Here is a 12,450-nt window from a genome sequence, read left to right as displayed (position 1 = left end):
AAACCAATGGAGCCAATGAAACATCAATATGACTTTGATTCTGCAACTGCAATCGGATTCTTAAAAGAATATGGTTTAGACAAAGATTTTAAAATGAACATTGAAGTAAACCACGCAACTTTAGCGCAACATACAATGCAACACGAATTAGCTGTTGCAGCCAAAGCAGGCATGTTAGGAAGTATAGATGCAAATAGAGGAGATTACCAAAATGGTTGGGATACAGATCAGTTTCCAAACAACATACAAGAAGTTACAGAAGCAATGTTAGTTTTCTTAGAAGCAGGAGGTTTACAAGGAGGTGGAGTTAATTTTGATGCAAAAATTAGAAGAAACTCAACAGATATGGACGATGTTTTTCACGCACATATTGGTGGTGCCGATACCTTTGCAAGAGCCTTAATTACAGCAGATAAAATTATGACTTCTTCTTCTTATAATTCTTTAAGAGAAAAAAGATATAGTTCTTTTGATGTAGGAAAAGGAAAGGATTTTGAAGCAGGGAAATTAGAATTATCAGACTTGTATAACATTGCACAAGAAAATGGAGAATTAACATTACAAAGTGGTAAGCAAGAGTTATTTGAGAACATTATTAATCAATATATATAAATTTTAAAGACTCTTCAGGTTTAGAATACCTAAAGAGTCTTTTCTATAGCAGTTTAAAAAGCAATTAACTAAAAACACATTATGGCAACAGCAACAAATTCAGGATATCTAATCAAACTAACTTTAGTAGCCACTTTAGGTGGTTTATTGTTTGGATATGACACAGGTGTAATTTCAGGAACAGTAGGATCTTTAGATAGTTTTTTTGTAATGCCAAAAGGGTTATCAGAAACGGCAGCAAGTGCTTTTAAAGGATTTTTAGTTTCAAGTGCATTAATAGGATGTATTATTGGAGGTATTTTTGGAGGGTTAGTCAGTAAAAAATTAGGAAGAAAAAAAGGGTTAATTCTAGCCGCAATTTTATTTTTAATATCCGCTTTAGGTTCTGCAATGCCAGAAATGTTAATTGGAACTTTAGGAGAATTAGACCACACATATTCAACAATATTTATTGTATATAGAATTATTGGAGGTATTGGCGTAGGATTAGCTTCTATGCTTTCTCCTTTATATATCGCAGAAATTGCGCCTGCAAAAAGTAGAGGTAAATTAGTTTCTTTTAATCAGTTAGCTATTGTAGGTGGTTTTATGGTAGTTTATTTTGTAAACTATTTTATCTCAAAAGGAGGAGGTTCTGATGCTTGGTTAAATGAAATAGGTTGGAGATGGATGTTTGCTTCAGAAGTAATTCCTGCAGGTTTATTTTTAGGATTATTATTTTTTGTTCCAGATACACCTCGTTCTCTAATGTTGAGAAACAAACCAACAGAAGCATTAGATGTTTTAGTAAAAGTAAATGGTGAAGAAGAAGGAAATAGAGTTCTCACAGAAATTGAGGCTTCTATGAACGAAAAAAGTTCAGGACATATTTTGTCTTTTGGATGGTTAGTAATTATCATAGGAATTTTAATTTCAGTTTTTCAGCAATTTGTGGGTATAAATGTAGTTTTGTATTACGCTCCAGAAATCTTTAAAACCATTTCATCAGGAACAGATAGTGCTTTATTAATGACCATTATTGTAGGTGTTGTAAACTTCTTATTTACCATTATTGCTGTTAAAACAGTAGATAAATACGGTAGAAAACCATTAATGATTATTGGAGCTGCAGGTATGGCAGTGGCAATGTTGTCTTTAGGATTCGTCTTTTATTCAGGTGCAACAGGTTATTTAGCTTTGTTTTGTATGATGTTGTATGTTGCAAGTTTTGCGATGAGTTGGGGACCAGTTGCTTGGGTATTATTAGCAGAGATTTTTCCAAATAAAATTAGAGGAAGAGCTTTGGCAGTTGCGGTTGCAGCACAATGGATTTCTAACTATTTAGTTTCTTTAACCTTCCCAATGATGAATGATAACTCATATTTAACAGGATTGTTTAACCACGGTTTTGCGTATTGGGTTTACGGTATTATGAGTGTTTTAGCAATGTTCTTTATTATGAAATATGTACCTGAAACGAAAGGTAAAACTTTAGAAGAAATGGAAGGTCTTTGGAAAAAGAAATAAATTAATTCTTATCGATTTAATTTCAATAAAAAAGAAATTTATAATAATATCATATTTATGAACGCTTTTTATAACACATAGTTTGTCACTCTGGAAGAGTCTATTGTAAGGAGTAAATTATTTAATAAGAGATTCCTGCGGAATGACAAATTGTATGGTTACAGAGAATCATCAATTTGGAATAAGTAATAAAACAAATTTTATAAACTCAATTGATTGTACCTTTTTTCAATTGGGTTTATTTTTAAATAAGGGCGTAGTAGACAAAATAGTTGGTCTTTTTTCTGATAATTTCATCAGTTTGTTTTTTTTAGTCAGAAAAATGACTATCAAGTATACTGATTGTATTTAGAATATTTATTTTATAATTATCGTACCAAGTAAATAGACATGCCTCCTGCTTACGATTTGTTGAATACAAGGATTGTCTATCTTGAAGATTCTGTGGAATTAGCCTTAATGCTTTCGGGGAAAAAGAAAATAATATTACTTCAAGATTTTGTTGATTTTACTTATGTGTTATAATATGTTTAAATTTTTAGGAGTGGAGTTAGAGGCATTAAAGATGTCTCTAGTTTAATAGAATTGTATAATTGTTTATTATTAATAAGGCCCTTTTTAATTTTATTGTTTGATTATTTTCCGATACAATATGTAATATTCCTATATTTCATTAGGATTGTAGTAATTTTGGTGTACTAAAGCTGTACACTTTATCTTTCTTTTGGCTGTTGTTTAGTGGATAAATGTACAACTATTTTTGAAGTGAAGGTTTTAAAATCTATTTTAATATTAACAAAAAAGGCTTAATATGTTATAACATAATTCTTATTTAAAAAATTGACTCATTTTTATTAATAGAAGTGGTTTTGATAAAAATTATCGTTTATGGTTTTAACAAATCTGTTGAGATTTGGTTTAGTACCAAAATTTATCAATTCTAAAAACCTCAAATATTTGAGGGCTTTTTAATATTTTTTTCTATAAGTTCTCAGCTTTATTCTATACCAAACCTTCCCTCAACAGGATTGGTATGAATATAATCTATTTTTTGTTTGATAACATTGTTACTCCACAATTCTATAGGTTTATAATGATGTTGCCAAAACTGATATTTTGAGATATTGCAATGTTCTTTTCCTACTCGCATAAACTGCTTTCTACTTTCTTGTGTATTGTTCTCTATAGCTTCGATTACTTTTTTTGATGTATGTCTTTTAAAATTTCTCAATAACTCCATTGGCTGTTCATTAGCTGAACAAAACATAAAATGTATATGACTTGGCATAAAACAATAGCAATACAACTCCATGCCTTTTTCATTTCTGCAATAAGTTACACTATCTGCCAAAACATCAAAATACACTTGCCTTGTAAAAACATCTATCCAGTTTACAGTGGCAAAACTTACAAAGTATAAACCTTGTTTGTTATAAAATTTATAATTTCTACTCATAGCAGTAGCAAGATACAAAATAACACGCAACTGCTTCCGCTAGTATTTACTAGTGGCTACACAGTTAAGGATTTTACATAAAAAACTACCATAATCTCTTAAAGTAGTTTTGTCTATTCTTTGTGTTCTCACTGTTGCCGCCACTAGTTACAAACTAGCGGGAGCGAGGATTATAATTGAATATAGGTAGAGTTATATCTTTTAATATTGTATTAAAATTATTGGTATTTCCAATACAAGCTTTTCTATCTTCTTTTATTTTACAAATAGCTTCTTTTATGCTAGATATAAAATCGTTCATTTGATTTCCATCAAGACCGGACTCATCTCTTAATTCTCCTGCTAAAACATTATTTTCAAAAACTCCACCTTGTTTAGATTCGTAATGATTCATTAAATTATCCAAAGAAATATCAAAATTGGAATTGTGATGTGGGAAACTCTTTTAAAGAGCTTCGGTTTTTTACTACATAGGTACTTATTTGCAAACTAGCACCAGCTAAGGGGTATCATCCTCACAATCATTAATGCCATCTCCGTCACTATCTTTTCCACATTTTTCTGCTATAAAAGACTTAACTCTATTAATGGAAGTATCTTTTATGGCTAACCAAAGGCTAAATAAATCTTTTTTAGTATTAATTACTGGACTCATCGCTGATATACGAGAAAAATCATCATCATTATAATAAAATAAAACAAATGAGACGGCACTAAACTCCTTAGGATTTGGATCTATTTCAAAAATAGAGAGCATTAATACAAAAGCAGAAAAATCAAAATCATCAGAATCCAGATAATTATTTAACAATGATGGATTGCTTTTTATAAGATTACTAGTATTATTTACCCAATCACTAGGCATATCAATAATTCTTACATGAGTTGGAAAGTGAATATGGGATTGTCCTATTACCTTCTCATATACCTCTGCATGAGTAGCTACATAAGAATTTGTAAAATTACGCATTAAATCGTCTATTGTTTGTGCTTTAGCACTTACCGTAAATAATAAGTATACTAAAATGGCAAATCTTTTTTTCATAATTTCTTTGTTTTTATTCACAACCATATTTTCTGTTAAGTTCCTGTCTTATTTGAGTATCATCTAAACCTTTACTTCTATAATCAGCAATCTCTAGTTTAATTTCCCCCGCTGGTCCTAGTATATTAAGTATTCCCAATTCGTTCCATACACTATACTCGCTACCGCTAGCATTTGCTAGTGGCAATATAGATAAGCAAGTTATTTTGATAATAACATCATTAAAAGCTTAATATCTAAAATAGGTATCTATACTCTTTGTGTTCCCAAAGTTGCCGCCACAAGTTACAAACTAGCGGGAGCGGAGGCAATACAACTCCATGCCTTTTTCATTTCTGCAATAAGTTACACTATCTGCCAAAACATCAAAATACACTTGTCTTGTAAAAACATCTATCCAGTTTACAGTGGCAAAACTTACAAAGTATAAACCTTGTTTGTTATAAAAATTATAATTTCTACTCATAGCAGTAGCAAGATACAAAATAACACGCAACTGCTACCGCTAGTATTTACTAGTGGCTACGCAGTTAAGGATTTTACATAAAAAAACTACCTTAATCTCTTAAAGTAGTTTTGTCTATTCTTTGTGTTCTCACTGTTGCCGCCACTAGTTACAAACTAGCGGGAGCGGGGAAACACTTTTACAAAAAAAAATTAAAGCAATTTTATTTTACACTAAAAAACCATAAGTTTAAAATTTATGATTTTTTTTATTCGGTTCAACATAATTACAACAAATTATTCTATAAAACCTGTATCATCTATCTCCAAAACTGTATTATCATCTTGATAATTTCTTGCACTTGAGTATTTCCAATCTATTGCATTCGTTACAAAACCAACACTAAAATTCTAAGTACACTTTTTCTATTATTCTTTGCATTGATAACTCCTACCCACGGACAATTATGGAAAAGAATAAAGAATAAAATACAAAATAAGGTTGAACAAAAAATTGATAAAGAAGCAGATAAAATTATTGATGAAACTTTAGAAGGAAATAATGATAATGAAGATACTAGCAATACTAAAAAAACAGAAGATAACATAAAATCTTACGGATCTGCTTCTATAAATCATTCTACTATATACGGAACTACAAGTATTACAAGTTTAACAAAATCAAAGGTACAGAAAGAAGGAAAACAAATTAAAATAATTGGGTATTGGGATACTTTTGGTGTTGATGTACATGATGGATATATTATTAGATTAAAAAATGTTAATGATATTGATAAACTTCAAAACAAGACATTTAAAATTCCTGATGAAGCTTCTTTAAGGCTAGATTATGATGCTTTAGTAAAAGGGAAATATAATTTTGATCAAAAAATTAGAGCAGGTCAGCAAGAAGTAGAATTTACTTCGGGTTCTGTAACTGTTACTTTTAATAAAGATAAAAATATAAATATTTCCTTTTCAGGTAACACTTTAATTGATAACTATAAAATTCCAAGAAAAGAAAATAGTGGTTTAAAAGGAAATATACCAGCAACTTTATCGGGTAGTATAAGTACAACTTTACCAGAATACACAATAACAAGAGAACCTAAAACTAAAGAAAAAGATTTAGTTGAAGCTCTTACAGAGGATGAAAAAATGGAGATGCTTAAAAAAGCAATGCCAACAGTAGATATTCCATCAACATTTAGTTTTGATAAGAGTGTAGAGGTTAAAATGACAGATGATAGAGGAGATGTTCAAACTATTGAGTTTTTACTAGGAACTTACCCAGATATTTACGGAATATCTGTAGCACCAAAAGAAATGCAAGGTCAAGAAATGCTGGTTGTAAATACGCCAGAATCAATGACAATGTTTATGAGTATGGCAGGTATGAAAATAAAAAAATCGACTTCTATAGAACAAATGGGAGACCAATATAATATGGAAGATAAAATTCCGGAAGAAGGTGATTTTGACTATAAAAAAACGGGAAAAACAAAAACAATTGTTGGTTATTTATGTGAAGAAGTAAAGGTAGATTATGAATATACAAACCAAAAAGGAAGCGTATCTTTTTGGGTTTCAAATGATTTCCCGGTTCAAAATAAAGCTTTGCCAATGTTAGGTATGAAAATGAATAATTCAAACTTTTCTGGATTTGTATTGGCAATGAACACCATTCAAAATGGAAAAAGTTTTTCTTTAGAAGTTGTTGGCTTAGAAGATAAGGCGGTAACCATAAATACAAATGAATACAAGAAATTTGGGTTTTAAAATAAAAATGTTATGAAAAATATAGTAATACTTACTTTAATTATTAGTGTTTTTACCAGTTGTTTTGGTGATAAAAAATCTGCGATTGGTACCAATTTTAAAGATACTTCTTTTGAAAATAAAAAATTTAAAACAAAAGTGGTCTATGCAGACTTAGCCCAACCTTGTAGTTATGTTGCAAAAAAAGATTTAGCCAAACAATACAATGTTTCTGTAGAAGAGGTTTTAATTATAGAGGGCAGCTCACAAAACAAAATTTGTACAATAAGAGTAAAATTGTCGGATGATGAAAATAACTATTTAATGGGGAGTTTTAGTTTTTATGAAGAGAAAGATAATTTAATAGATGAATCTTCTTGGGTAGAAAGCTGGCAAATACAAAAAGGAAGTTCTAAAAGTGGAGAATGGATACCTAATTTAGGGAAAGCCGCGCTTTGGATTGGTAAAAAGAGAGAATTAAGAATAAAGTTTAAGGATTATACAATGGCTTTAAAGGTACCTGGTGCAGCTTTTAATAAACAAGAGGAAGCTCTAAAGAGAGATTATAAAAAAATAGCGTTGTCTTTAGTGAGAAAAATTAATCTTTTAAATTAAAAACTATGAAAACAAAATTATTTTTATTATTTTTTTTATTGAGCTCTATAGGGTTTGTAAATGCACAAAGCTTTAGTATTAATGGTGTAAATTATAGTATTTCAAATGAGACAGAAGTAATTGTAACCAGTAATTCTTGTTATTCTGGTTACTTAAATTTACCAAGTTCAGTTGCAACCGAGGGAAAATTATATACGGTAGCCAGGATTGTTCAAGGAGCTTTTGAAAATTGTAATGATTTAACAGGAATTTCCATACCAAATTCTGTAAGATATGTAGGACAAAGAGCATTTGTAAATTGTACAAATTTACAAACTGTAGAAATGTCTAATAGTCTTAATACAATAGCAGAAAATACTTTTTTTGGATGTTCAAATTTATCAGATGTAACCTTACCAAATTCAATCTTAACAATAGAAGAAAGAGCATTTGAAAACTGTACCAGTTTAGAAACAGTTACTTTGCCATCAACCATAAATAAAATAGGAGATTATGCATTTAATAATTCCGGATTGCATAGTATTAATATACCAAAATCATTAGAAACTATTTTAGATGAAACGTATCCTTTTGGTACAAATGTTTTTGCAAATTGTAAGTTTACCAATTTTGAGTTTCCTACATTTTTTGAATATATTCCGGTTGGTTTTTTAAGCGGAAATGAAGAGTTAACCAATATTTCTTTACCCACGTCAATTGAAGAGATATTGGCAAACTCTTTTTCTGGTTGTATTCTTTTAACAGATGTTGCGCTACCTTCATCAGTAGTGGTCATAGGAGTATCAGCTTTTGCGGGTTGTAAAGAAATTGATCAAATAATACTGCCAGAAAACTTAGAAATTCTTTGGGATGGAGTTTTTTCTAATAGTGGGTTAACAAGTATCATTATACCAAATAATGTTAAAGAGATTCAATACAATGCTTTTACAGATTGTTTGAGTTTAACAGAAGTTACTATGGGAAATAACGTAACTTATATAGGGGTAAATGCGTTTAGTAGATGTTTTGTTTTAAGTAGTATAAATATTTCTACTTCTTTAGAAGAAATTGGTGCAAGAGCTTTTGAAAGTTGTTTTAAATTAAGAGAAATTAATTTACCAATTTCATTAACTACAATAAATACTTTGGCTTTTTCTAAAAGTGGCTTAAGAACAATTATGCTGCCAGAATCACTTACAACTGTTTCAAATAGTTTGTTTTATGATTGTAGATCTTTAGAGGAAATAACCTTGTCTTCTTCTATAGAAACCATTGAAGAAAATGCTTTTGCTAATAACACAAAACTGAATAGAGTAACAGCAAATTGGCAAACACCTATTGCAGTAGAAAGTTCTATTTTTTTAGATACAGACATTGCTAATGTAGAGTTGCTTGTGCCAATGGAAACAACAGAACTATACAAAACGGCCAATGTTTGGAAAGATTTTTGAACCATAAATGAAATTATTGATCCAACAGAAACTACAGCAATTACAGATGCTAATTTCGAAAATTTTTTAGAAAGTGAAAACTTGGGTAATGATATTGCAAATGATGGACTTGTTTTTACCGCAAGAATTGCAAATGTTGAGACTTTAGAAATTGAGAATCAAAATATAAGTAATTTAATGGGTATTGAAGATTTTAGGTCGTTAAAGATGTTGAATTTTGATGATAATACGATAACAACATTAGATGTTTCTATGCTTACTAAATTAGAAAGTCTTACTGGTAAAAACAATCAATTAACGTATTTAAATGTTAAGAATGGTAACAATACCAAATTTACAGAATTTAAATCTACAGGAAATGAAAACTTACAATGTATTAGCGTAGATGATGTTGATTATAGTGTGGCCAATTGGGGAGACATAGATGCTCAAACTATTTTTAGTTTAAACTGCTCAACTTTAAGTTTTGTAAGTATTCCTGATGCAAATTTTGAACAATATTTAATAGATGAAGCCATTGATTCTGACAATACCATTAACGGACAAGTATTAAAATCAGATATTGCAACAATTACTACTATTGATGCTCAAGGAAAAAATATTTCTGATCTAACAGGAATTCAAGAATTTACGGCGCTTATTTCATTAAATGTTAATAATAATGCGTTAACTACTATTAATTTAACGGGCAATTTACAATTAGAGGTTGTATCAATAAATAATAATCAGCTTACAACAATAGATGTTTCTGAAAACACCAACTTAAAAAATGTGTATGTAGCAGAAAATGATTTAACAGCTTTAGATGTAACGAATAATATCAATTTAGAAATTCTAGATGTTAACTTTAATGCTATAACAGCAATTGATGTTTCTAAAAATACACAGTTATTAGATATCAATATTAGTGGTAATCAACTATCAGCACTAAGCGTAACCGAAAATAGATTGTTAGAACGCTTAGATTGTAATTTTAATCTAATTCCTAGTCTAGATGTAGCAGCAAATATCAATTTAGAATACATTAATTGTCAGCAAAATAAACTGCAACATTTAGACCTTTCTCAAAATGCTGAATTAACAACGATTTTCTGTAATGATAATTTATTGGAGACTTTAAATGTGCAAAACGGAAATAATTCAACTATTACAAATGCCAATTTTTCTGCATTTGCAAATTATAATTTAGGGTGCATTCAAGTTGATAATGAAATTTACAGCAACACCAATTGGAGTCAGATAGACATGCAAACAATTTTTAGATACAATTGTAATTTATCTGATTTAGAGTTTTCTGTGCCAGATGCAAATTTTGAACAGGCGCTCATAGATGAAGGTATTGATAGTGATGGAATTATAAATGAAACTGTATTAAAAGCAGATGTAGAGCAATTAACCTATTTATATCTAGCTTATTCTGAAATAGAAGATGCAACTGGTATTGAAAATTTTATTGCCTTAACATTGTTAACTTTAAGTGATAATGAGATTAGCAAAATTAATTTATCGAAAAATGGTAATTTAGAAAAAGTTTATTTAGAAAGGAATCAATTAACCAACATAGATCTCTCTGAAAATGTAAATTTAAAAGAACTTTTTTTAAATGAGAATCAATTAACCAACATAGATATCTCTGAAAATGTAAATTTAGAAGTTCTTGATTTAAGTAAAAATCTATTAATGGATTTAGACGTATCAAAAAATGTAAAGTTAAAAGATCTTAGTGTAAATGATAATCAATTAACTAGCATTGATATTTCACAAAAGGTGAATTTAGAAAATCTTGAAATAAATAGTAATCAATTAAGTACTATAGATGTATCACAAAATAATAATCTAACAACATTATCCATTGTAGATAATAATTTAACTACTATTAATTTACAAAACAATATAAAATTAAATACACTTTATATCGGTAGTAATAGTATAATGGAATTGGACTTAAGTAAAAACACAAATTTAGTTGATGTTTCAATTTCAGAAAAGCTATTAACTGCACTTGATTTAACAAAAAATATTAAGCTTAATAGTTTAGGAATAGGTTTTGTTGAATTATCTGAAATAGATTTAAGTTTAAATACAGCATTAAATAGGTTATCTATTACTTACAGTAACATTTCTAGTATTAATTTAAGTGAAAACATCCAGTTGCGGGAATTGGGTTTATTCTATAATTTAATAGAGACTATTGATGTTTCAAAGAACACATTATTAGAAAGATTATATATAGATCATAATAACCTTTTAAGAAATTTAGATTTAACAAGTAATGTAGCTTTGGCACATATTAGTTTACAGGATAATCAATTAGTTGATTTAAAGTTGCCTAATTCAGAAAATCTAAGATCTATTAATGTAACAAATAATTTATTACAAAATATAGATATATCAAATCTCACAAATTTAAGCGATCTAACTTGTCGTAACAATCAAATAGTGCATATAAATACATTTTCTAATTTAAAATTAAGTTATTTACAAGTTTCTGATAATTTAATTGAATATTTAGATTTAAGGTTAAATGAAAAATTAAGTGTTTGTAATTTAAAGAATAATAATCTTCATAATTTAAACTTAAAGAACCAAAATAATACAAAATTTACTGTTTTTGATGTAAGAGGAAATCCAAATTTAACCTGTATAGAAGTGGATGATGTTAGTTACAGTGAAACAAATTGGATGGATGACAAAGATAATTTTGCTAGCTTTTCTTTAGATTGTTCTCCGGCAAATGATGAATGTATTGATGCAATTCCGTTAGTTTTTGGTCAACTAACGCCAGGAGATATAATTAGTGGTACATCAAATAACAGCCCAAGTTGTGCCGTAGGAACCGTGTTGGCAGATGTTTGGTACTCTATTGTAGTGCCACAATCGGGAGAATTTAAGTTAGAAGGTTCTGCAATTGGCGGGCAATTAAAGTTTGCTGTTTTTGAAAGTTGTACAAGTACAGCGCCTATAGCTTGCGGAGAAAATATTTCATTAACAAATTTAATAGCTGGTACAAAATATTTGGTAAAAGTATGGATAGATCAAGGAAACAATTCTGCTAGAAGTACAAAAGAAGAAACAGGAACATTTACGTTTAAAGCAGAAGAAACAAGTGTTTTATCTACAGATACTTTTTCTCTGAATAAATTTAATGTTTCCGTATTTCCGAATCCATCATCATCATCAAAGGTTATTACTTTAGAAAGTAATACATCTATTTCTAAGATAGAATTATATACAGCAAATGGACAAAAAATAATGTCCAAGAATATAAACAATCTTTTAAAAACAGATTTTGATATTTCTAAAATATCAACCGGAATATATTTTCTAAAGATTAAAATTGAGAATCAAATAGTATTAAAAAAATTATTGGTGAATTAAATGGATAAAACATAAATTTCTTTGATACTATAAATTCATTTAATAGTGTTTCAAGTGATTTTAAAAGGCTCTTTTTTTAGAAGAGCCTTTTATATGAGCCAATGTTTTTTAGAAAATTATGTAAGTATATGTTAACTTAATAATGCAGTAGGTTGTAAATAATATTTTGCTAAAAATAGTGCTAATCTTAAATAAGAAATTAAAAT

The 12,450-nt window shown here is 28.9% G+C and carries 9 protein-coding genes and 2 pseudogenes; 6 read left to right on the top strand and 5 right to left on the bottom strand.

Annotated features, from left to right (window positions below):
* Together ACSHW5_RS11505 and xylE are read left to right on the top strand one after the other, a co-directional pair.
* Positions 1 to 612 (top strand): annotated as a pseudogene (locus ACSHW5_RS11505) (xylose isomerase); the annotation flags it as partial.
* A gap of 81 nt (positions 613 to 693) precedes the next feature.
* Positions 694 to 2,118, top strand: a complete 1,425-nt coding sequence (gene xylE / locus ACSHW5_RS11500) for a D-xylose transporter XylE (protein WP_435676279.1) — start codon at positions 694 to 696, stop codon at positions 2,116 to 2,118.
* A 997-nt stretch (positions 2,119 to 3,115) separates the two neighbouring features.
* On the opposite strand, the gene ACSHW5_RS11495 is transcribed toward xylE, so the two are convergent.
* The 5 genes and pseudogenes from ACSHW5_RS11495 to ACSHW5_RS11475 all read right to left on the bottom strand — a co-directional run.
* A complete protein-coding gene (locus ACSHW5_RS11495) occupies positions 3,116 to 3,574 on the bottom strand; it encodes a transposase (RefSeq protein WP_435676278.1) in 459 nt (152 codons plus the stop codon).
* A gap of 154 nt (positions 3,575 to 3,728) precedes the next feature.
* Entirely contained in the window at positions 3,729 to 3,968 is a 240-nt protein-coding gene (locus ACSHW5_RS11490) for a hypothetical protein (RefSeq protein ID WP_435676277.1), read from the bottom strand.
* A 105-nt stretch (positions 3,969 to 4,073) separates the two neighbouring features.
* On the bottom strand, positions 4,074 to 4,619 hold the full coding sequence (locus ACSHW5_RS11485) for a hypothetical protein (protein ID WP_435676276.1): 546 nt from the start codon (positions 4,617 to 4,619) through the stop codon (positions 4,074 to 4,076).
* A 292-nt stretch (positions 4,620 to 4,911) separates the two neighbouring features.
* Positions 4,912 to 5,085, bottom strand: a complete 174-nt coding sequence (locus ACSHW5_RS11480; RefSeq protein WP_435676275.1) for a hypothetical protein — start codon at positions 5,083 to 5,085, stop codon at positions 4,912 to 4,914.
* Positions 5,086 to 5,360: 275 nt separating this feature from the next.
* Positions 5,361 to 5,462: pseudogene (locus tag ACSHW5_RS11475) on the bottom strand (transposase); the annotation flags it as partial.
* A 42-nt stretch (positions 5,463 to 5,504) separates the two neighbouring features.
* On the opposite strand from ACSHW5_RS11475, the gene ACSHW5_RS11470 reads away from it, so the two are divergent.
* From ACSHW5_RS11470 to ACSHW5_RS11455, 4 genes are all read left to right on the top strand, one after another.
* Positions 5,505 to 6,842: a hypothetical protein gene (locus ACSHW5_RS11470; RefSeq protein WP_435676274.1), complete on the top strand. Its 1,338-nt coding sequence runs from the start codon at positions 5,505 to 5,507 to the stop codon at positions 6,840 to 6,842.
* Between the two features lie 12 nt (positions 6,843 to 6,854).
* Entirely contained in the window at positions 6,855 to 7,436 is a 582-nt protein-coding gene (locus ACSHW5_RS11465) for a hypothetical protein (protein ID WP_435676273.1), read from the top strand.
* Between the two features lie 5 nt (positions 7,437 to 7,441).
* Positions 7,442 to 8,866, top strand: coding sequence for a leucine-rich repeat domain-containing protein (locus tag ACSHW5_RS11460; RefSeq protein ID WP_435676272.1), 1,425 nt, complete (start codon positions 7,442 to 7,444; stop codon positions 8,864 to 8,866).
* A gap of 81 nt (positions 8,867 to 8,947) precedes the next feature.
* Positions 8,948 to 12,244, top strand: a complete 3,297-nt coding sequence (locus ACSHW5_RS11455; RefSeq protein WP_435676271.1) for a T9SS type A sorting domain-containing protein — start codon at positions 8,948 to 8,950, stop codon at positions 12,242 to 12,244.
* Positions 12,245 to 12,450: the final 206 nt, after the last annotated feature.

Source organism: Polaribacter sp., assembly GCF_051251875.1.
Classification (GTDB): Bacteria; Bacteroidota; Bacteroidia; order Flavobacteriales; family Flavobacteriaceae; genus Polaribacter.
Note: the sequence above shows the minus strand (reverse complement) of the source record. Positions and strands in the feature narration are given on the sequence as shown.

Bases quoted from the DNA above. Each gene is read 5' to 3' on its own strand.
- ACSHW5_RS11465 (WP_435676273.1), top strand. From the start codon at position 6,855: ATGAAAAATATAGTAATACTTACTTTAATTATTAGTGTTTTTACCAGT.
- ACSHW5_RS11460 (WP_435676272.1), top strand. From the start codon at position 7,442: ATGAAAACAAAATTATTTTTATTATTTTTTTTATTGAGCTCTATAGGG.
- ACSHW5_RS11490 (WP_435676277.1), bottom strand. From the start codon at position 3,968: ATGAATCATTACGAATCTAAACAAGGTGGAGTTTTTGAAAATAATGTT.
- xylE (WP_435676279.1), top strand. From the start codon at position 694: ATGGCAACAGCAACAAATTCAGGATATCTAATCAAACTAACTTTAGTA.
- ACSHW5_RS11485 (WP_435676276.1), bottom strand. From the start codon at position 4,619: ATGAAAAAAAGATTTGCCATTTTAGTATACTTATTATTTACGGTAAGT.
- ACSHW5_RS11495 (WP_435676278.1), bottom strand. From the start codon at position 3,574: ATGAGTAGAAATTATAAATTTTATAACAAACAAGGTTTATACTTTGTA.
- ACSHW5_RS11480 (WP_435676275.1), bottom strand. From the start codon at position 5,085: ATGAGTAGAAATTATAATTTTTATAACAAACAAGGTTTATACTTTGTA.